A 21,008-nucleotide genomic window follows, 5' to 3' on the forward strand; every position below is an offset into this window, starting at 1 on the left:
CATGCGCCTCACCGGGCTCCCCGAGACCGCGGTGCGTGAGGAGATCGCCGCGGCCCTGGCCGAGGACGTCCCCTGGCCCCGGGTACTCAACTCCATCTGCACCGAGCCGCATCCGGTGGCCGTCGAGGCCGCCCGTGCCGCCGCGCACACGAACCTCGGCGATGTACGGATCTTCCGCGGCACCAAGCGGATCGAGCGCAAGGTGGTGAGCCTGCTCCTGGAGCTGCTCGGCCGCCCGCAGGGGGCGGGCAGCCTGGTCTCCGGCGGCACGGAGGCCAATCTGCTCGCCGTGCTCGCCGCCCGCAGGGAGGCGCTGAGGACGGGCCGGCTGAGCGACCGGCCGGAGGTCGTCGTGGGGAGCACCGTCCACTTCTCCTTCGACAAGATCTTCGCCGCCCTGGGCGTCACCTCCGTCCGGGTTCCCGTGGACGACGGCCTGCGCCTGGCGCCCGAGTCCGTCGAGAAGGCACTGACCGAGCACACCCTTGCGGTCGTCGCCACCGCCGGGAGCAGCGAACTGGGTGTGGTGGACCGGGTCGACGACATCGCCGCCGTCCTGGAACCGCACGGGGTGTGGCTGCACGTGGACGCGGCCACCGGCGGATTCGTCATCCCGTTCGCCCGTGAACTGGGCCTGCCACTGCCGCAGTTCGACTTCAGCCTGGACGGCGTCCGGTCGATCACCATCGATCCGCACAAGTACGGCCTGGCGAACGTGCCCGCCGGGGCGGTCCTGTTCCGCGACGAAGAGGCCCATCAGGCCGACTCGTTCTTCCACGGCACCCCCGCGCACACCACCTTCCTCGGGACCCGGCCCGGCAGCGCGGCGGTGGCGGTCTACGCCGTCCTGGAGCACCTGGGCCGGGAGGGGTTCGTCGGCATCACCCGTACCAACTACGAGAACACCCGCCACCTCACCGACCGGCTCGCCGACGCCGGGTACGGCCTGATCGTCCGGCCCGAGCTGAACATCGTGGTCGTCCGGGTGCCGAACGCCGTGGAGGTGTCGGACCTCCTCGACACCAGGGGCTGGATCGTGTCCACCTCGAAGCGCTTCGAGGACGCCGTCCGCATCGTCGTGACCCGGCACGTCACCCGGGACGTGATCGACGAGTTCGTCCCCGCCCTGATCCGGGCCGACCACGACATCCGGGCGGGGGTGACCGTGCGTTGAGCCTGTTCAAGGGAGAAGGACTCACCCTCGCCGCGGTCCAGCTGCGGACCGACCCGGGGCGGCGCGAGGAGAACCAGGCCCGCGCGGCGGAGCTGCTGGCCGACGCGGCGCGTCAGGGGGCCGGTCTCGCCTGCCTGCCGGCGGCGTTCGCCACCGGGCTGAACTTCCCGTCGATCCGCAAGGACGCCACCCCCCTCGACGGCCCCGTCATGACCTTCCTCGCCGAGCAGGCGCGCACCCACGGGCTGCACATCGCGGCCGGCGTGCTGCTGGCGGAAGGCCGGGACATCTACGACGCCGCCGTCCTCGTCGGCCCGTCGGGGGATCTGCTCGGCGTCTACCGCAGGGCCTCCCTGTGGGAGGGGGAACGGGACTACCTGGCGGCGGGCGAGCCGCTCGACGCCCTGGACACCCCGCTCGGCCGGATCGGCCTGCAGGTCAGCTACGACCTGCGCTTCCCCGAGGCGAGCAGACGCTTCCTCGGCCAGGGCGTCGATGTGATCGTGTGCGTGGCGAGCCTCTTCACCGACTTCTCCCACCACGTCAGGTCGCTGGCGCGGGCGCGCGCCGTCGACAACCAGACCGCCCTGGTCCTGAGCAGCTGCTCCGGGGAGAACCGGTTCGTCGGGATGTCGTACGTGGGCCGCAGCTGCGTCGTCGACGGGCTGGTCCAGGGGGACGAGGCGGATGACGCCGACGTGCTCGCGGAGATCCCGGCGCGCGTCCGGGAGGGCGTCGCGACCGCCACCGTGTACCCGCGCAAGCGGCGCAAGGCCGCCGACCGGCTGCCGTTCCGCGCGGACGCCGAGGCCACCTGGCGCACCTCCTACATCTGGGAGGGACGATGACGGCGCCGGTCTCCCGACGTGACCACGCGGCCGCGCCCCCGCGGGGGCGGCGGTTCGCGCTCTCGGAGTGGCTGGTCGATGTGTTCCGGCTGGTGGCCCTGGACCTCCGGCAGTTCTTCGACAACAAGCTGTACTCCGTCTCCACCTTCCTCACCTCGGTCTCGATGGTGCTGGCGTTCGGCGCGGCCACGGACGAGATGGCGAGCCCCACCCGGGAGGCGGCCACCTTCTTCGACTTCGTCTTCCCCGGCATCCTCGCCTCGGGCGTCATGTTCAGCTGCGCCTACACCGTCGGTTACACGATCATCGTGGACCGCAACCGGCGCACGATCGAGGACCTGATCCTCTCTCCGCTGTCGTACTCGGGATTCCTGGTGGCACGGTTCGCCGGGGTGGTGTGCAAGTGCCTGTTCCAGTTCGCCGCGGTCCTGGTGCTCGGCATCGCCGTCTTCGACGCCACCGTGGAGTCGGTGCCGCTCGCGGCGCTCGCCTTCGTCACCGGGTGCCTGGTGTTCGCCGGGCTCGGGGTCGTCATCGCCACCTTCTCGACGGAGATCTCGTTCCCGGCGGTGGTCAACATCATCGTCATCCCGCTGATGTACTTCGCCGGCGTCTTCTTCCCGCTCGGGAACCTGGGGTGGGTGGGCGAGGTCATGGAGCGCCTCCCGCTCTCGGTCAACGTGGAGCTGTTCCGGGCCGCCACCGGGCAGGGTCCGTCCGCGTCGGGTGAGGCCCTGGTCCTGGCCGTCGGCTACGCGGTGGTGGCCGTCGCCGTGGCGGCGTACGCCTTCAGACGGAGGATCGGCCGTGGCTGACAGAACCGGGAACAGACCCCCCGTACTCCAGGTCTCCGGTCTGGAGTACCGCGTGAGTCCGGAATTCTCCCTGCGGGGCATCTCCTTCGAGGTCGCGGCCGGCGAGGGCGTCGCGGTGATCGGCTCGAACGGCGCGGGGAAGACCACCGTCATCCGGCTCGTCGCCGGGCTGCTCAAACCCCGCTCCGGAACCGTGGCGGTGTGCGGCACCGACGCCCGCCGCTGGGGCCGGGTCAGCCATCACATCGGCTACGTCCAGCAGGCGAAGGAGCTCCCCGACGGTGTGACGGTCCAGGCCTACGTCCGCTACCAGCTCCGGCTGCGCCGGGCCGACCCCGGCCGGGTGCCCGAGCTCCTGGCCCTGGCGGATCTGGAGAGCAGCGCGGACCAGTACGTACGGACCCTGTCGGGCGGCAGCCAGCGCAAGCTCCACATCATCACCGCGGTCGCGCACCGCCCCGACCTGCTGATCCTGGACGAACCCACCGCGGGCCTCGACCCCGGTGCGCAGCAGACGCTGCTGCGGCTGGTGGCGGACCTGAAGAAGGACGGCGTCGGTGTGCTCTTCGCCAGCCATCACCGCCACGAACTCGACGCCCTGGCCGACTCGGTGGTCGTCCTGCACGGCGGCCGCCAGGCCCCGGGCGCCTCCCTGGCCGACATAGCCCGGACCGCGGGCAACCCCCGGCTCGTCCTCGAAACCCACCCGGACGACGACCCCGGGCCGCTCCAGGAGTGGTCCCGCACCCTGGTCGCACGCCACGGCGCGGTCCGGGCCGTCCACCCCGCACGCTCGGGCGCGGACGTCGAACTGGACACGGGCGAGCACCCCCGGGCGCTCGGAGAGATCGTCACCCTCGCCCACGCCGACGGCATCGCACTCCGCGCCGCCTCCTACCACCAGGCGACGCTCGCGGACATCGTCCGCGCCATCGCCCGGCACACCGGATTGGAGAACAGCCCATGAGCATCACCACCACCAGCATGCCGTTCTGGAAGGAATACCCGGAACGGGACAGCGAGTGGGTACGGCAGTACCCGACCAAGCACGTGGCGGTCACCGAGGACGAGGTGTTCACCCCCCGGCAGATGGGGGTCTACATGCACATCCCGTTCTGCAACCGGCTCTGCTTCAGCTGCCCGTACATCAAGTTCCAGACCGAGCGCGACCTGACCCTGGCCTACCTCGACGCGCTGAAGGCGGAGATCACCAACTACGCGAGCCGGCCGTACATCCAGGACCACGTCATCACGCTCGGGTACATCGGCGGCGGCACCCCCACCTCGCTGACCGCGCAGCAGCTCGACGACCTGCTCGGGCACCTGCATTCCAGCTTCACCTTCGCCCCCGACGCGGACTTCTCCATTGAGACCACCCCGATCGACATCACCGAACGCAAGGCGAAGGTACTGCTCGACCGGGGGGTGCGCCGCATCAGCCTCGGTGTGCAGACGTTCGTCGAGGAGGAACTGAAGAACATCGGCCGGCCCAGCGACCCGGAGATGCTCAAGGCGAGCATCCGCCTGCTCCAGTCCGCCGGCTTCGAGAACATCAACATCGACCTCATGCACGGCATCAACGGGCAGACGATGGAGGGCTGGGAGCACAGCCTGGACGTGGCCATCGAACTCGGCGTCACCTGCGTGTCGTTCTACACGTACATGGAGTTCGCCCAGGTCTCCACCAAGCGCCGGAAGCTGCCGCCCGTACCGGACCGCGAGCTGGTCGACGAGATGTTCTTCTTCGCCGCCGAGAAGCTCACGCGGAACGGCTTCCTCGGCTACTACGGCGACTGCTTCGCGAAGCCCGGCTTCCAGCCCAAGTACGGCGAGACGTCCTGGAGCGACGACGTCCCGATCATCCCGCTCGGGCCCACCGCCACCGGTCACCTGCGCGACCACTGGTACTTCAACGAACCCGACCTCGGGAAGTACGTCCAGATCGTCCGCGAGGGGCGCCTGCCCATCTCGATGGGCCGGCACATCCCCAAGGACGAGGCCATCCGCAGGACGATGGTGCTCGGCATCAAGGCGGGCCGGCTCAACCGCGAACGCTTCATGCGGCTGCACGGCGTCAACTTCCTGGAGATGTTCGCCGACGAGATCGCCGACCTGGTCGAGAAGGGGCTCGTCACGGCGGACGCCGACGGCATCGAGGTGACCGGCCCCAAGGGCTGGTACTACCTGGACAACATCTCCAAGGCCTTCTACTCCCCCGAGTTCCGCCGCTATCCGCAGCACCTCGGGGCCGACATCACCGGGTTCATCTCCCCGCAGCGGTCACTGCCGCTCGAAATCGTCAACTCCGGATCCCAGGGAGGCTGCCATGACCACTGAGGCACCGCTGCTCGACCTCGCCGAACGGGTCCCGCTGGACCGGCCGCACGACGACATCGAAGCCGTACGGGCCTACGACCTCGGCATGCGCCGCTCCGCGCTGATGGCGTACAAGCGCCCCACCGAGCGCATCCTGGCCGCCTACCGGGAGGGCATGAGCGACTTCGTCGACATCGGGTTCAACACCGGGCTGCTCTCCCTGCACGTCGCCGGCCGGCTGCCCGACGTCGCCGTGTCGGGGGTCGAGGAGTTCGCCAACCTGGTGGACGTCGCCGAGGACAACCTGACCCTGGGCGTGTGGGCGAACATGGCCGGCGACGTCGAGTTCGAGCAGTCCAAGCTCAGCCGGCTGCCGTTCCCCGACGACTCCGCCGACATCGTCTACTCCTTCTCGTCACTGCACCGCTGGCGGCGGCCCGTGGAGACCCTCCGGGAGGCCGCGCGCATCTGCAAACCCGACGGCACGGTCCTCATCGAGGATGTGAACCGGCTGGCCGAGGAGGGCCACATCACGTTCATCCTCCAGTTCGTCAAGGAGGGCGGCGAGCAGTTCATGCGCTCGCTCAAGGCCGCCTACTCCCCCGGCCAGGCCCGCGACCTGCTGCGCGAGGCCGGACTCGACGACTGGCACGTGGCCGAGGAGGACCTGGGCCTGGTGATCTCCAACCGCCCCGTCACCCCGGTGAGCATGTGATGGGCCGCCCCACCAGGATCGCGGTGGTCCAGATGGAGTCCAAGCTCGGCCGGGAGCCGGCCAACCTGCGGCGTGCCGAACGCCTGGTCCGGCAGGCGGCGGCCGAGGGGGCGCACCTGGTGTGCCTGCCGGAGGCGTTCCTCACCTCGGGCAACATCCTGGAGGTGGCCGACGTCGCGGTGCCCATCCCGGGCGACGCCACCGACCGGCTGTGCGCCCTCGCCGCCGAGGAGGGGGTCCACATCGTCGCCGGCCTCCTGGAGCGCGGCGAGGACGGCGCGTACTACAGCACCTCGGTCCTCGTCGACCGCTCCGGCGTACTGCGCGGCACCTACCGCCGGGTCCACCGCCACGAGCTGGAGAGCCGCTACCTCGCCGGCGGCACCGTCTACCCGACGTTCGATCTCGACATCGGGCGGATAGGCCTCATGCAGGGCTACGACGTGAACTTCCCCGAGGTCACCCGGGAGTACCTGCGCCGCGGAGTGGACATCGTCGTCTGCTCCGCGCTGGTGCCGGACATGTTCACGTACGTCGCCGACATGCGGCTGCCGGTGCGGGCCGTCGACGGGGAGTGCGTGCTCGCGTTCGCCTCCGGCATCGGCAACAACCTCTACGCCGGCTTCGGCTACATGGGACGCAGCCAGATCCTGGCCGACCCGCTCTTCCTGGAGTCCGAGCGCTTCGACTTCGAGGACGGCGACGAGCGGATGCTGGTCCTCCCCGAGGGCGAGGGCGTGGGCGTCGTGGAGATCGACCTCGACCGGATGCGCCGCTACCGGGAGAAGGCCACGCTCCGCCACGACCTGGAGCCCGGCACGTACTGGCAGTCCGTTCCCGACGCCACCACCCCAGCACCTGGACCAGCCACGGCGTCCAGCCAGACGTAGGAGCATCCGATGCGTGTCCTGCTGATCTCCACGAACAAGATCCGGGTACCCCGGCCCGCCCTGCCCATCGGAATGGCCTACATCGGCGCCGCCGTCAAGAAGGCGGGGCACGAGGTCGACGTACTGGACCTGTTGTGGGAGTCACGCGAGCTCAAGGCCGTCCGCGAGAAACTCACCTCCACCACCTACGACGTGGTGGGCATCGCGGTCCGCAACCTCGACAACCTCACCTTCGTCGACCCGATCTTCTTCGGCCCCCTCACCGAGAAGATCGTGCAGTGCGTCCGCAAGTACACCAGCGCCACCGTCGTCCTCGGCGGCTCCGGCTTCTCCGTCGAGCCGATGGCGTTCTTCGAGTACGCCCAGCCCGACTACGGCATCGCCGGCGAGGGCGAGGTCGGCATGGCGCAGCTGCTGCAGTACCTGGAGATCGGCGGGGCGCGCGACGACATCTCCGGGCTCTGCTACGTCAACGAAGAGGGGGAGTTCGTCCACAACCCGCCCAACACCGGCTTCGATCTGGGCGCCCTGGAGCCCGACCGGTCGCTGTACGACCCCCGGTACTTCGAGGAGGGGGTGTCGGCCGCGTCCGACCTCACCCGGGACACCCAGCCCGCCATCGAGACGCTCCAGACCAAGCGGGGCTGCAAGCTCTACTGCTCGTACTGCATCATCCGTAAGACCGAGGGCAAGGGGAACCGCTTCAAGGACCCGGTGGCGGTGGTCGACGAGATCAAACGGGCGATGTTCGAGAACCCCGAGGTCAAGGAGTTCGAGATCGTCGACGCGACCTTCAACTTCCCGCTCGACTACGCGGCGGACGTGTGCAACGAGATGGTGAAGGCCAAGCTCGACGTCCCCTGGTACTGCCAGCTGACGCCCAACGCGGTGACCCCGGAGTTCGTCGAACTGCTCGCCGCGGCCGGCTGCATCCGCGTCGACCTCGGCACGGACGCGTTCACCGACGAGGCGCTCTCCGACCTGATGAAAGGCTTCGACCTCGCCCGGGTCGTCGAGGTCGACCGGCTGTTCACGCAGAGCAGCATCGAGCACACCCACTGCGTCTTCCTGGGCGGTCCGGGCGAGACCTCCGCGGCGCTGCGGGAGTCCATCACCTTCACCGAGCGGTACCTCAACCCCGCCCAGATCTACGCCAACCTAGGCATCCGCATCCTCAGCGGCACCAAGCTGCTCAAGCAGGCGGTCAAGGCCGGGATCATGGAGCAGGGCCAGGGCACCTTCGTCCCCGCCTACTACGTCGAACCGGAGATCCTGCGGGACGAGGACACCCTCGACTACGTCCGCAACTCCTACCTCAGCCACCGCAACTGGTACCTGTGGTGGGGGCTGCGCGGCCAGAACCTGCAGGGCCGCGCCCAGCATTCGGCCGACACCGTCGCCGAGATGAAGCGCGAGTACGCCTATGTGATGGCCGACAAGCCCCGGCTGCGGCCCGCGCGGCCGAAGGCGAAGCCGGTGGCCCTCACCCTGGGGACGTCCGTATGAACCCCGAGGCCGCCGCGGCCGAGTTGCGGCAACTGCTGGCCGACCGGGCGGACCCCGGGTTCGCCGTCTCGATGCAGCGCTACTTCCGCACCGCGGTCCCGGCGCTCGGGGTGAACAACGGCGCGGTCACCGGCCTGGCCCGGTCCTGGCTGGCCGAGCGGCCGGACCTGTCGCCCGTGGACCGGCTGGCGATCGCCCACACCCTCGTCGAGCAGTCGAAGCACCACGAGGAGACCCTCGCGGGTTACGCCCTTCTGTACGGGATCGCCGGACGCCGGCTGGGCGGGGAGCTCCTCGACCACGCCCGCGTCTGGCTCGACCTCCATGTGACGAACTGGGCGCAGTGCGACGACCTGTGCCTCAAGCTGCTCCACCCCTACCTCCTCGGTCATCTCGACGAGATCCCCCGCACCCGCGAGTGGCTCGACGGCGGCCCGTGGGCGAGACGGGCGGCGAACGTGGCACTGGTCAAGCTGGTGCGCCGCCGGGTGGGCAAGGAGGTCTACGAACTGCCGCTCACGCATGTGTTCGACAACTGCACGGTGCTGATGGCGGACGACGAACACTACGTCCAGAAGGGCGTCGGCTGGCTGCTCAAGGTCACCGCACGGGAACACCCGCGGGCCGTAGGGGAGTTCCTGAGAGCCTGGCACCCGCGGATGCGGCGCGACACCTTCCGGTACGCCCTCGAAGGAATGGGCGCCGACGACCGGCGTGCCCTCATGGCTCTCTACGGAGGTGCGCGCGCATGAGCGACGGCAACGGCTATGTGCACCGGGCCGGTATCCACAGCGAGAGCGCCTGCCAGCGCAACGTCCTGGCCGCCCTCGGGCACGACATCGACGAGCACGTCGTGTTCGGCCTGGACGGCGGCTTCGGCTTCTCGTACTTCCCGACCCGGGGCAACACGCCCGACATCATCGTGGGGAAACAGGTGGTCATGCCGCTCAGGGCGGCCCGGCTCCTCGGTGTCGCGGTCCACGCGCACACTCCGCGGTCCGCCGCGGGGCTGGCGGAGATCCTCGGCACCGTACCGGCCGCCACCACGCGGGTCGACATCGGACTCCTGCCGTACTGGGGTCTGGCGGGCCGGGCCTCCTTCGGCGGGTACTTCGTCAACGTCGTCCGTGCCACCGGACAGGGCGAGTTCGAGGTCTCCGACCCGGCTCGCGACAGCACGGTGCTGGTCCGCGCCGACGACCTCACCGCGGCCCGGGGCAGTCGCAACTCGCCGCCCCTGAACCCCAACTGGCGGGTCTACACCTTCGGTTCGCCGCGCAACTCGCCCCGGCTCGACCTGGTCGCCCCGGTCGCGGTGTGTACCCTGAGCCGGGAGGTCCTCAAACCGGGCAGCCGGAGCCTCGGGATCCCCGCCATGAAGGTCCTGACGGCGACCGCCCCGTCCTGGGCGACCACCAAGCGGGGCGAGGTGGAGGACGTCGACCTCCAGGGCAACGTGATCACCACGACCGCGCTGGCCCGTCAACTCCTGCACCTGGGACGGCAGATCGAGTCCTTCGGCACCGGGGGCGGGATGTTCCGTCCCATGATCGCGCGCTTCCTCACCACCCTCTTCGAGCACTGCGACAACCCCGGGTACGCCGAGGCCGCCGACCTCTTCGAACAGAGCGCGGAGCACTGGACCGGGCTCGGGAAGGCGCTCCTCGCCCGAAGTGCCTGCGCCGACGACTCCGAGCTGGCGGGGCTCGTCGACGCGGTCGTCACCTCGGTGCGCGCGTCCATGGAGCTGGAGAAGCGGGCCCTGGCCGGACTGACCGCCATCCAGGGGAGAGGCTGATGGAGACGGACGAAGCGGTCCTGCGGAAGGGCCCCGCGGAGTGGAACGCGTACGTACGGCTCCGCAAGGCCGAGGGCGTACGCGCGGACCTCCGCGACGCGGACCTGTCGGGCGCGGACCTGAGCGGGGCGGACCTGACACACGCCGATCTGCGGGGGGCCGTGCTCACCGGGTCGTACCTGATGTCCGCCGATCTGCGCGGGGCGGACCTCGACGGCGCCGATCTGAGCGAGGCGTACCTCATCCTGGCGGATCTGGCGAACTCCCGGCTGGTCGGCGCGGTTCTGGAGGGTGCGGACCTCAGCGGGGCCGACCTCACGGGGGCGTGTCTCGATCCGTCGTTCGCACGGTCGCAGGTCATCTCGGACATCCTCACCATCTGGCCGGACTGAGCGGCCCTCGCGGCCGCCCGCCGCGCTCACGCCCGTCTTCCCCGGCCCGTCCTCCCCGGCCCGCCACCCCGGCCCGTCCACAGACAAGGAGTTCCCCATGATCGTCCTGGGCTACAACGGATTCGGTAAGGCCGCGGAACTCTTCGCCCGGCTCTACCGGGCCACCGGCATCGACCGCCATCTGCTGTTCGGCCACGACTCCGCCGCGGCCCTGATCGTCGACGGCTCGCTGGTGGCGGCGGTGGAGGAGGAGCGCCTCAACCGGGAGAAGAAGACGTCGAAGTTCCCCTCGAACGCGCTGAACTGGTGTCTGGAATCGGGGGGCCTCACGCTCGACGACGTCGACGTGTTCGCCTTCTCCTGGCAGTTCTCCGACGACGTCATGGGCCGGATGATCGCCGAGATCACCGAGGACGCGTCGGCGAGCGCGGCGGAGAAGCTCTCCCGGCTCGGCCGGCTCGCCGAGACCCACGCGGCCCTGTTCGGCCGGGAGGCGATCCTGGCCGACTTCCACGAGCACACCGGTCACCACCTCGACCCCGGCAAGCTGACCCAGGTGCCCCACCACCTCGCCCACCTCATGACCGGCTACCACCTGGCCGGCGGCCACGACACCGCCTTCCTGGTCAGCGACGGCCGCGCCGAGTGGCTGTCGGCGATCGCGGGCGAGGTCCGGGGCGGCGAGATACGGATCTTCGACGAGCTGAGCATCGACTCCCGGCACTCCCTCGCGATGCTCTTCTCGGTGGTGACCCGCTACCTCGGGTTCGTACCGAACAACGACGAGTACAAGGTCATGGCGCTGGCCGGCTACGCACCACCCCCGCAGGCCAATCCCCTGCTCGACCACGTGGTCACCGTGCGGCCCGACGGCACCTACGAGATCCCCTACCCCGCGAGCGCCGTGCCCGCCTACTACGCGCTGTTCGACCGCGTCTTCGACGGCGCCCCCGACCGGCGCGAGGACTTCGCGTTCCGCGTGCGCGTCGCCGGTGCCGCGCAGCAGATGATCGAGGTCCTGACGGCCGCGCACCTGGGCGCGGTGGAGCGCCGCAGCGACGAGTCCCGGCTGGTCTTCGAGGGCGGGCTCGCCCTGAACTGCGTGAACAACACCAAGCTCCTGGAGGGCTCCCGTTTCACCGCCATGGACGTCAGCTTCGGCGCGTCCGACGTCGGGGTGGCGCTCGGTGCCGCCCTGTACGCCTCCCGGGAGGCCGGTGACACACCCCGTACGGGCAAGTCTCCCTATCTGGGGCCGGAATTCAGCCGTGAGGACATCCTCGCCGCCCTCGACAAGTTCTCGCAGCAGGTCGAGTGGCGGGAGGTCGAACCGGGCCGGGTTCCCGCCGAGACCGCCGCGCTGCTCCAGGACGAGAGCGTCGTCGGCTGGTTCCAGGGCCGGATGGAGTACGGGCCGCGCGCCCTCGGCAACCGCAGCATCCTCGCCAACCCGCGCTTCCCCGGCATGAAGGACCTGATCAACGAGCGGATCAAACAGCGCGAACCGTTCCGGCCCTTCGCACCCGTCGTCCTGGAGGAACTCGCCCCTGAGGTCTTCGAGACCGGCAAGAAGGACGACTCGCCCTACATGACCTTCGTGTTCCCGGTGCGTCCCGCGTACCAGGAGCTCATCCAGGGCGCCTGCCACGTGGACGCCACGGCCCGCATCCAGACGGTCACCGACGAGAGCAACCCGCAGCTGGCACAACTGCTGCGCCGGTTCAACGAGTTGACCGGAGTGCCCTGCCTGATCAACACCTCGTTCAACGTGGCCGGGGAGCCGATCGTCTGCTCACCGGTGGACGCGCTGGCCTGCTTCCTGAACACGGACATGGATCATCTGGTCCTCGGCTCCTTCCTCGTGCGGAGAACGACGGACTCCTGAGGGCCCGTACAGGTGGTCGGCGCGGTGCGTCCGTACAGGGTTTCGAGCGCACCCCCTTCGGGGCGGATCCGCGCACAGCCCCGCCCTCCGGAAAGGGGCGCGTGACATCCTGAGGATTCCCCCTACGGTGGTGGCCGAACCAGCTTCACCGGTGCGGTCATCGGCTCGGACCCGTGCCCGCCGCCGCCTGTCGTCTCCCGGGAGCGGAGTCCTCACCCCATGCAGAACTACGACGTCAAGAAAGATCTGCGGAGCTTCTTCACCGCGAAGAAGGACTTCGAGGTCGTCGACGTACCCGCCATGAACTTCCTCATGGCGGACGGCGAGGGCAGCCCGAACACGTCACAGCTCTACAAGGACGTCGTCCAGGCGCTGTACGCCACCTCCTACGCCGTCCGCGCCCTCGCCATCGAGCAGCTCGGCAGGAAACACACCGTCGGGCCGCTCGAAGGGCTCTGGTGGTCCGACGACCTGAGCGCCTTCACCACCTCGCGCGACGAGGACTCCTGGCGGTGGCGCCTCATGATCGTCCAGCCCGAGTGGATCACCGACGAGCTCTTCGCGGAGGGGCTCAAGCGCGCGATCGACAAGAAGGACCCCGCCGCCGCCCACCTGGTCCGCTTCGACGCGTTCCACGAGGGCCGCTCCGTCCAGGTCCTCCACATCGGCCGCTACGACCAGGAAGCCCCCACCATCGCCCGCATGCACGACGAGTACATGCCCGAACACGACCTCAAACCCCGCGGCACCCACCACGAGATCTACCTCTCCGACGCCCGCCGCACCGACCCGGCCCGCCTGCGCACCATCCTCCGCCAGCCGGTCGAACCGACGGACGCCTGAACCGGACCGCAAGCCCCCGGCCCCGACCCGGCGGGCGGCGGCGACATGGCCGACCGAGCCCGCACCCCCTTCCTTGACCGTCCCCTTGCCCGGTGGCCCTCGCGTCGAGACGTCGTACGCAGGACACTTGGTCCTGCCGCCGGAGTCACCGACGCCCGGCGCGGGACGACTTCGGACGCGGCTCTCGGAGGGGGACACACATGCGGGACAGCCATCGGGCGGACGGCGAAAGGCTGTTGGTGCGGGCCGTGGAGGAGGAGGCGCGCCGCACGGGCGGCCGGAGCGACTCCGGTGTGCTGCTGGCGCGGGCGCGGGCGGCGTTCGACACCATCGCGGCGGGCGCGAGCGAGGAGTACGCCGCGTACACACAGGCGCTCGACGCGGCGGCGGCCGGTGACCGGCCCCTGGCGGAGCGGCTCAGCCGGGAGAATCTGTCGACGCCCCTGCTGGTGACGGGAGTTGCGGCCGTCGCCGCGTTCGGGGCGGACCTGGCGTTCGGCACGGCCACCGGTCCCGCCCTCGGCGCGGGCGCGGTCGTCGCGGTGGCCGGCGCCGCGACGACGGTGGCGAAGGTGACCGCCTCGCACTGGCCCGCCGCCCACCGCCGCGCCGCGGCGGCCGGACAGCCGGGCGGCGCCGAGCAGTTGCGCCTCCAGTGGCTGACCGCGCTGGAGGTACGGGGCATCCGCCCGTACCTCGACCAGCAGCGGATGCTGACCCCCGCCACCCGCACCCCGAAGAAGCAGGCCGCCCCGGTGGTACGGCAGTTGCGCGGCGGCGACCGCAGTGCGGCGGCCCGCACCCGGGTGGTGCTGGAGCAGTCCTTCGGCCAACTGCCTAGTGTGGACGGACCGTTCACCGGACGCCGGGCCGAACTCGCCAAGGTCGCCCAGTGGGTGCACGCCGCACGCGCCGCCACGCAGACCCGGCCGGTCGTCGTCGTGCTGCACGGCGAGCCGGGGTCCGGGCGCACCACGCTCGCGGTGCGGGCGGCGCACGCGCTCAAGGACCAGTTCAAGGGCGCCTGCGTGGTCGACCTGCGGGGCCAGGTCGGCGGGGAGGGCCCGCTGCCGACCCGGGACGCCCTGCTGCACCTCCTCAACCGCCTGGGCGCCCCCCGCGAGCAGCTCCTCTTCCGGGACGGGACCACCCCGGGGGCCGCCGGCGGTACGCAGCCGCAGCCGTACGGGAAGTCCGCCGCCGAGCAGCATGTGCGGCGCCTCGGCGAGCTGTACCACCAGCACCTCACCGGCACCCCCGTCACGATCGTCCTCGACGACGCGACCGACGCCGAGCAGGTCCGCACCCTGATCCCGGAGCGCTCCGACAGCCTGGTGATCGTCACCGCCCGGGAGCCGCTGGAGCTGCCGGAGGGCGTCCCGGCCTGGGTCCACCACCTGCCGGTCGGCCCGCTGGACGCGGCGGGCGCCGAGGAGCTGCTGCGCGAGGTGGCCGGGGGCGAGGAGGCGGGGCCGTACGACTACCCGGCCACCGACGCCGTCGTGGAGCTGTGCGGCGGGCTGCCGCTGGCGCTGCGGGTGGCCGCGTCCTCGCTCGGGGAACGTACGCGCAGCGCGCTCGCGGAGGATCTGCGCGCGTACGGTCCGGTCTCCCCGGTGGACCGGGCCCTGTGGCTGCGCTACACCGACCAGCACGAGGCGGCCCGCCGGCTGCTGCGGCGGCTCGCGCTGGCGGGCCGGGCCAGCCTCGGCGCCGCGGCCGCCGCCGCCCTGCTGGCCGCCGACGAGCAGGAGGCCGGGCGACGGCTGGAGGAGCTGACCCGGGCCGGGCTGCTCACCCACGTACGGGGCTCGCGCTACCGGCTCCACGACCTCGTCCGCGGCTTCGCCCTGGCCCGGCTGCTCGACGAGGAGGAGCCCGCGGAGCGGGCCGCCGCCCATGAGCGGCTGCTGACCAACTACGCCGAGCTGGCGAACGCCGTGATCCGCATGGTCGACGGGAAGATGTCGACCCGGGCCGGCCAGTTCGGCGCGCACGGCTTCGGCTCGCTGGACTCGGCGCTGCGCTGGCTGGACGACGAGTCCAGCTTCATCACCTCCGCGCTGCGCCACAGCGAGGGCGTCGACCAGTCCACCGTCCTGAACCTCCTGGGCGCCCTGTGCGACTACTGCCTGCTGCGCGGCGACCTCTACCGGCTGGGCGAGATCAGCGAGCTGACCCGCTCCGTCGACCAGGGGCTCCTCGAGCGGTCGGTGCAGTGGCGTACGGGAATCGCGGCCCGGCAGCTCGGTGAGCTGGACAAGGCCCGCACCACGCTCTCCTCGGTGGTCGGCCTCTACCAGGAGGCGCACAACGACGCGGGCGCGGCGCTCGCCCTCTGCTCGCTCGGCATCACCCTGCACCACCAGGGCAACCTCACCGAGGCCGCCGCACGGCTCGGCGAGGCGCTGGAGCTCCAGGCCTCCGACGCGCAGGCCGAGGACCGGGCCTGGACCCTGCACGCCCTGGCGGCGGTCGAGCGCGACCGGGGCAACCTGGCCCGCGCCCTCACCCTGCTGGACACCGCGCTCGCCCTGCACCGCGAGGGCGAGTCGCTGCACGGGGAGGCCTGGACGCGCTTCCAGCTCGGCCAGGTCCGCCTGCGTACGGGAGAGGTCGCGGCGGCCGAGGAGGCCCTCTCCACCGCCCTGGAGCTGTACGGCCGCACCCGCGACGGCCGCGGCGAGGCGTGGGCCATCACCCAGCTCGCCCGCGCCCGGCTGCTGGACGGCGACCCGGGGGCCGCCCTGGAGCAGCTCCGCGACGCGCTGGCCCGGCACCGGGACAACGAGGACGCGCGCGGTGAGGCGTGGACGCTGTACTACCTGGGCCAGGCGCTGGAGGAGGACGGCGACGCGGTGGAGGCCGTACGGGAGCTGGAGCGGGCCCGGACGATGTTCTCCCGGATGCGCGACGTGTACGGGCTGGCCTGCGCCCGCCACCACTCGGGCCGGGTCACCCGCGACCAGCGGGCCGCGCAGACGGGGAACCTGCGCAATTCCGGCTTCGCCCGGCAGCTCCTGATGGACGCGCGGGCGGACTTCCGGCGGATCGGGGTGGCGCACGGCGAGGCGTGGGCCTGCCTGGAGCTGGCGCTGATCGACGCGGGCAACGGCCGGGCGGCCCAGGCGCTGGCGCTGTGCGGCGAGGCGGCGGAGCTGTTCGCCTCGTACGGGGACGAGCGCGGGCGCGACTGGGCCCGGTTCCTGCGGTGCACGCTGCTGCCGTACGCCTCACCGGGCGGCAGCGAGGTGGGCACGGTGGTGGCGCAGCAGGAACTGACGGAGCTCGCCGCCGCCCACCACCCGTCCCGGGACCCCGGTCTTGAGCGGTGCGCGGAGGCGTTCGCGGTGGTCCTGGGCCGGGGCGTGGACCTGGAGGACGGCTGGCAGGCCTGGCGCCTGGGCCTGACCCCCACCCGCCACTCGCGAGAGGTGATGGGCCACCCCAGCCCGTCCGGCGTTTGAGGACGGAAGCCCGCGCCCCGGGGCCCCGGGCTACTTCTCGGCCGGAGCCCCGGAGGTCCCACTCTTGGCGGCCGGGTCAGGGGCCTCCTCGAAGTTCACCCGCCCCATGTGCCGGTTCATCGACTTCATCAGCTGCCACACGCCGACGGCGAGGGCCGCGAAGACGAGGAAGCCGAGAACACCGGGGGTGACCTTGTTCTTGTCGAGCTCGGCGGCGAGCGGGACGACGTGCGTCAGTGCCTGGGTCGCGTACATATCAGGCATTGTCGCGGATGCCCGCGAAGAGGTCGCTCTCGGGGAGGGAGGTATCGACCAGAGACTTCGCCAGCTCGTACTCCTCGGTCGGCCAGACCTCCCGCTGGACCTCCATCGGAACGCGGAACCAGCCGCCCTCCGGATCGATCTGCGTGGCGTGCGCGATCAGCGCCTTGTCACGGATCTCGAAGAACTCGTCGCAGGGAACGTGCGTGGTCAGCGTGCGCTCGACCCGCTCGAACTCCTTCCACCGCTCCAGCCATTCCCCGTACGGCGACTCCAGCCCCCGCGCGAGCAGCGCCTCGTGCAGCGCGACGGTGCGCGGCCGGTTGAAGCCCTGGTTGTAGTAGAGCTTCTTCGGCTCCCAGACCGGCCCGAACTCGTCCTCCGGGAAGGCCTCCGCGTCCGCCGCACCGTCGAACGCGATCATCGAGATCGTGTGCGTCATGATGTGGTCGGGGTGCGGGTAGCCGCCGTTCTCGTCGTACGTGGTGATGACCTGCGGCCGGAACGCGCGGATCTTCGCCACCAGCCGGCCCGCCCCGACCTGCGGGTCCTCCAGGGCGAAGCAGCCCTCGGGCAGCGGCGGCAGCGGGTCGCCCTCCGGAAGCCCGGAGTCCACGAAGCCGAGCCACTCCTGCTGGACGCCCAGGATCTCCCGGGCCTCGTCCATCTCCTTCTTGCGCACCTCGTGGATGTTCTTCTCGATGTACGCGTCGCCCTGGAGCTTCGGGTTGAGGATGGAGCCGCGCTCGCCTCCCGTGCAGGTCACGACCAGCACGTCCACCCCCTCGGACACGTACTTGGCCATGGTGGCCGCGCCCTTGCTCGACTCGTCGTCGGGGTGGGCGTGAACGGCCATCAGTCGCAGCTGCTCAGTCAAAGCTCGATCCTCAGTGATGTGGTCGCGATGTGGGGCGCGGTCGGATGACGCACGGGCGACTTCTATAGTGACCGAACGGGAAGGTGGAAAATTCCTCGTTGCCCGGACCGGAGGGAAAGATCATGACGGCGGTTCGCGAAGCCACGCCCGAGGGGCGGTACGGCAGGAGCGATGATCAGCGGGCGGACCGCAAGCTGAAGATCGTCGGTTCGGTGCTGGGCGTCGCGCTGCTCGGTGTGGTCGGCTGGATCGGCTGGGGTTACGTCACCGGCGAGGGCATCAGCGCCGAGCTGATCAAGTTCGACATCGTCTCCGACACGCGGACCGAGGCCCACCTCGAAGTGCGCAAGGGCAGCGAGACCGACGGCTACTGCACCGTACGGGCGCTGAGCAAGGACGGCAGCGAGGTCGGCCGCAAGGAGACCCGCTTCGCCCCGGGCGCGAGCCGGATCGACGAGCTGGTGGTGATGCGGACCCGGGACCGGGCCACCGCCGTCGAGCTGACCGGCTGCACGGCCGGCGACTCTCCCGCCGGCTGACTTCTTTCCGCGTCTCTCCCCCTCCGCACCCGCTCCGACCTGCGCTCCTACGGCGCCGACGCGGCCCACCCGGACGTGTGACGGTTTACCTTCTCCCCCTTTTCCTGGGGAATTGTTAGGCTCGTGGTTTCGCCCACCCGAGGAAGCACATGCTTCCGGGTAGGGCGATGCTTTGTATTCCCAGTACCGACGAGGAGCACCTGTGACCCAGACCAGCGAAAACGTCACCTGGCTCACGCAGGAGGCGTACAACCAGCTCAAGGCCGAGCTGGAGTACCTGTCTGGTCCCGCGCGCACGGAGATCGCCGTCAAGATCGCGGCGGCCCGTGAGGAGGGTGACCTCCGGGAGAACGGCGGGTACCACGCGGCCAAGGAGGAGCAGGGCAAGATGGAGCTGCGCGTGCGCCAGCTCACCCAGCTCCTGGAGCACGCGAAGGTCGGCGAGGCGCCGGCCGACGACGGCGTGGTCGAGCCCGGCATGGTCGTGACGATCGCCTTCGACGGCGACGAGGACGACACGACGACGTTCCTGCTCGCCTCCCGCGAGTACGCCAGTGGGGACATCGAGACGTACTCCCCGCAGTCCCCGCTCGGTATCGGCGTGAACGGCAAGCGGACCGGCGACAACGCGGAGTACGAGCTGCCGAACGGCAAGACGGCCACGGTGAAGATCCTGGCGGCGAAGCCGTACACGGGCTGACGCCCGCCCCACCACGACGGAGCGACATACAGGAGCCCCGGCCCTCATCGAGAGGGCCGGGGCTCTTGCATGCCGGCGGTGCCTCAGGCGGTCGCCGAGCGGTACTTGCGGACGGCCAGGGTCCGGAAGACCACGATGATCAGGATCGACCAGAGGACCGAGGCGAGGACCGGGTGCTCCATCGGCCAGGCGCCGGTGACCGACTTCGGCACGCCGGGCATCGTGTTCCCGAAGAGCTCACGGGCGCCCGCCACCGTGGCGCTGAAGGGGTTCCACTCGGCGACGTGCTGGAGGAACGTCGGCATGTTGTTGACCGGCACGAAGGCGTTCGAGATGAACGTCAGCGGGAAGAGCCAGATCAGCCCGCCGGAGGTGGCCGCCTCCGGGGTCCGTACGGAGAGGCCGATCAGCGCGCCGATCCAGGAGAACGCGTAGCCGAGCAGGAGCAGCAGCAGGAAGCCGCAGATCACCTTGCCGAGGTTCTCGTGGGTCCGCCAGCCGACGAGCAGCGCGACGCCCGCGAGGACGACGAGCGTGAGCGTGGTCTGGACGAGGTCGGCGAGCGTCCGTCCGGTGAGGACGGCGCCCCGGGCCATCGGCAGCGACCGGAAGCGGTCGATGAGCCCCTTGTGCATGTCGTCGGCGATGCCCGCGCCGGCGCCTGCGGTGGCGAAGGTGACGGTCTGGGCGAAGATGCCCGCCATCAGGAATTCCTTGTACAGCTGCGGGTCGGTGGAGCCGCCGATGCTGATCGAGCCGCCGAAGACGTAGGTGAACAGCACCACGAACATGATCGGCTGGATCAGCCCGAAGATCACCATCTCGGGGATCCGGGCCATCCTGATCAGGTTCCGCTTGGCGACGACGAGCGAGTCCTTGACCGACTGGACCACGCCCCCGGAGGGGCGGGGGGTCAGGACGGGGGCGTCCTTGGTGGTGGCGCTCACGGGGTCTCCTCCTTGTCCTGCTCGTCCGCCTCGGCCGCGTGGCCGGTGAGCGAGAGGAAGACGTCGTCCAGGGTCGGGCGGCGCAGCGCGATGTCGTCGATCTCCACGCCGCTGCCGTCCAGCTCGCGGATGATCTCGGCGAGCAGCTTGGCCCCGCCGCTCACCGGGACGGTCAGCTTGCGGGAGAGCCGTACGACGGTGACCTCGCCCTTGCCGAGGGTGGTCAGCACGGACCGGGCGCGCTCGATCTCGTCCGGGCGGTGCACGACGACCTCGACGCGCTCGCCGCCGGTGCGGGCCTTGAGCTCGTCGGAGGTGCCGCGGGCGATGACCTTGCCGTGGTCGATGACGCAGATGTCGTTGGCGAGGCGGTCGGCCTCTTCCAGGTACTGCGTGGTCAGCAGCAGCGTCGTACCGCCGGCCACCAGGTCCTCGATGACGTCCCAGAGCTGCTGCCGGTTGCGCGGGTCGAGGCCGGTCGTCGGCTCGTCCATGAACATCACGGGCGGCGAGACGACCAGGGCGGCCGCGAGGTCGAGGCGGCGGCGCATACCGCCGGAGTACGTCTTGGCCGTACGGTCGGCGGCGTCGGCGAGGTTGAACCGCTCCAGCAGGACGCCCGCCCGGGCCTTCGCGTCGCGGGCGCTCATCTGGTAGAGCTGCCCGACCATCTGGAGGTTCTCGCGGCCGGTCAGATACTCGTCGACGGCGGCGAACTGTCCGGAGAGCCCGATGGAGCGGCGTACCTCGTTGGGCTTCTTCAGGACGTCGATCCCGGCCACGAGCGCGGTGCCGCTGTCGGGGCGCAGGAGGGTGGTGAGGACCCGTACGGCGGTCGTCTTGCCCGCGCCGTTGGGTCCCAGGAGCCCGAGGACGGTGCCCTCGGGGACATCGAGGTCGACTCCGTCCAGGGCTCGTACGTCACCGAAGGTCTTCACCAGACCTTCGGCATGGATGGCACCTGGCATAGAGGGACTCCCCCGTCGCTCGCTCGCGGTACGTGCTTGTCACGTGGTTTCGGGAGCGATCCTAGGA

General features: G+C 70.6%; 20 protein-coding genes. 16 read left to right on the plus strand and 4 right to left on the minus strand.

The annotated features are described in order from the left end of the window. Position 1: 1 nt before the first annotated feature. The 14 genes from mfnA (at position 2) to R2B67_RS12105 (ending at position 16,649) form a co-directional block, all read left to right on the plus strand. Positions 2–1,174: a tyrosine decarboxylase MfnA gene (gene mfnA, locus R2B67_RS12040; RefSeq protein WP_317817810.1), complete on the plus strand. Its 1,173-nt coding sequence runs from the start codon at positions 2–4 to the stop codon at positions 1,172–1,174. Continuing rightward, positions 1,171–2,022, plus strand: coding sequence for a carbon-nitrogen hydrolase family protein (locus R2B67_RS12045; RefSeq protein ID WP_317817812.1), 852 nt, complete (start codon positions 1,171–1,173; stop codon positions 2,020–2,022). The genes mfnA and R2B67_RS12045 overlap by 4 nt, the downstream gene beginning before the upstream one ends. After that, entirely contained in the window at positions 2,019–2,837 is an 819-nt protein-coding gene (locus tag R2B67_RS12050) for an ABC transporter permease (RefSeq protein WP_317817814.1), read from the plus strand. Before R2B67_RS12045 ends, R2B67_RS12050 begins: the two co-directional genes overlap by 4 nt. Before the next feature lie 52 nt (positions 2,838–2,889). Beyond that, entirely contained in the window at positions 2,890–3,804 is a 915-nt protein-coding gene (locus R2B67_RS12055) for an ABC transporter ATP-binding protein (RefSeq protein WP_317817816.1), read from the plus strand. Beyond that, complete coding sequence (locus R2B67_RS12060) at positions 3,801–5,174, plus strand: coproporphyrinogen-III oxidase family protein (protein ID WP_317817818.1); 1,374 nt, start codon at positions 3,801–3,803, stop codon at positions 5,172–5,174. The genes R2B67_RS12055 and R2B67_RS12060 overlap by 4 nt, the downstream gene beginning before the upstream one ends. Then, positions 5,164–5,868, plus strand: a complete 705-nt coding sequence (locus R2B67_RS12065; protein ID WP_109979307.1) for a class I SAM-dependent methyltransferase — start codon at positions 5,164–5,166, stop codon at positions 5,866–5,868. The genes R2B67_RS12060 and R2B67_RS12065 overlap by 11 nt, the downstream gene beginning before the upstream one ends. Beyond that, complete coding sequence (locus tag R2B67_RS12070; RefSeq protein ID WP_109979306.1) at positions 5,868–6,758, plus strand: carbon-nitrogen hydrolase family protein; 891 nt, start codon at positions 5,868–5,870, stop codon at positions 6,756–6,758. The genes R2B67_RS12065 and R2B67_RS12070 overlap by 1 nt, the downstream gene beginning before the upstream one ends. Before the next feature lie 9 nt (positions 6,759–6,767). Next, positions 6,768–8,264: a B12-binding domain-containing radical SAM protein gene (locus tag R2B67_RS12075; protein ID WP_317817827.1), complete on the plus strand. Its 1,497-nt coding sequence runs from the start codon at positions 6,768–6,770 to the stop codon at positions 8,262–8,264. Next, positions 8,261–9,016, plus strand: a complete 756-nt coding sequence (locus R2B67_RS12080) for a DNA alkylation repair protein (protein WP_317817829.1) — start codon at positions 8,261–8,263, stop codon at positions 9,014–9,016. Before R2B67_RS12075 ends, R2B67_RS12080 begins: the two co-directional genes overlap by 4 nt. After that, positions 9,013–10,062 (plus strand): BtrH N-terminal domain-containing protein, encoded by a 1,050-nt coding sequence (locus tag R2B67_RS12085; RefSeq protein ID WP_317817831.1) that lies wholly within the window; start codon positions 9,013–9,015, stop codon positions 10,060–10,062. Before R2B67_RS12080 ends, R2B67_RS12085 begins: the two co-directional genes overlap by 4 nt. Continuing rightward, positions 10,062–10,454: a pentapeptide repeat-containing protein gene (locus R2B67_RS12090; protein WP_018510360.1), complete on the plus strand. Its 393-nt coding sequence runs from the start codon at positions 10,062–10,064 to the stop codon at positions 10,452–10,454. The genes R2B67_RS12085 and R2B67_RS12090 overlap by 1 nt, the downstream gene beginning before the upstream one ends. 97 nt (positions 10,455–10,551) lie before the next feature. After that, positions 10,552–12,339, plus strand: a complete 1,788-nt coding sequence (locus R2B67_RS12095; protein WP_317817834.1) for a carbamoyltransferase family protein — start codon at positions 10,552–10,554, stop codon at positions 12,337–12,339. Positions 12,340–12,558: 219 nt separating this feature from the next. Beyond that, complete coding sequence (locus R2B67_RS12100) at positions 12,559–13,182, plus strand: GyrI-like domain-containing protein (protein WP_317817836.1); 624 nt, start codon at positions 12,559–12,561, stop codon at positions 13,180–13,182. A 200-nt stretch (positions 13,183–13,382) separates the two neighbouring features. Further along, complete coding sequence (locus tag R2B67_RS12105) at positions 13,383–16,649, plus strand: tetratricopeptide repeat protein (protein WP_317817840.1); 3,267 nt, start codon at positions 13,383–13,385, stop codon at positions 16,647–16,649. Between the two features lie 30 nt (positions 16,650–16,679). Here R2B67_RS12105 and R2B67_RS12110 read toward each other — a convergent pair whose 3' ends face one another. Next, the gene (locus R2B67_RS12110) at positions 16,680–16,904 is read right to left on the minus strand and encodes a hypothetical protein (RefSeq protein ID WP_317817841.1); all 225 of its coding nucleotides are present in this window, start codon (positions 16,902–16,904) and stop codon (positions 16,680–16,682) included. Position 16,905: 1 nt separating this feature from the next. Further along, entirely contained in the window at positions 16,906–17,787 is an 882-nt protein-coding gene (gene mca, locus R2B67_RS12115) for a mycothiol conjugate amidase Mca (protein WP_026241164.1), read from the minus strand. Between the two features lie 122 nt (positions 17,788–17,909). On the opposite strand from mca, the gene R2B67_RS12120 reads away from it, so the two are divergent. Both R2B67_RS12120 and greA read left to right on the plus strand, forming a co-directional pair. Beyond that, the gene (locus R2B67_RS12120) at positions 17,910–18,326 is read left to right on the plus strand and encodes a DUF4307 domain-containing protein (RefSeq protein ID WP_317817843.1); all 417 of its coding nucleotides are present in this window, start codon (positions 17,910–17,912) and stop codon (positions 18,324–18,326) included. A gap of 202 nt (positions 18,327–18,528) precedes the next feature. Further along, on the plus strand, positions 18,529–19,026 hold the full coding sequence (gene greA / locus R2B67_RS12125; RefSeq protein WP_030561462.1) for a transcription elongation factor GreA: 498 nt from the start codon (positions 18,529–18,531) through the stop codon (positions 19,024–19,026). Between the two features lie 83 nt (positions 19,027–19,109). Here greA and R2B67_RS12130 read toward each other — a convergent pair whose 3' ends face one another. Together R2B67_RS12130 and R2B67_RS12135 are read right to left on the minus strand one after the other, a co-directional pair. After that, the gene (locus R2B67_RS12130; protein ID WP_317817844.1) at positions 19,110–19,973 is read right to left on the minus strand and encodes an ABC transporter permease; all 864 of its coding nucleotides are present in this window, start codon (positions 19,971–19,973) and stop codon (positions 19,110–19,112) included. Beyond that, positions 19,970–20,941: an efflux ABC transporter ATPase subunit, DrrA-related gene (locus R2B67_RS12135; protein WP_317817845.1), complete on the minus strand. Its 972-nt coding sequence runs from the start codon at positions 20,939–20,941 to the stop codon at positions 19,970–19,972. The genes R2B67_RS12130 and R2B67_RS12135 overlap by 4 nt, the downstream gene beginning before the upstream one ends. Positions 20,942–21,008: the final 67 nt, after the last annotated feature.

The organism is Streptomyces cyaneofuscatus (assembly GCF_033109485.1).
In the GTDB taxonomy this organism is placed as follows: Bacteria; Actinomycetota; Actinomycetes; order Streptomycetales; family Streptomycetaceae; genus Streptomyces; species Streptomyces cyaneofuscatus.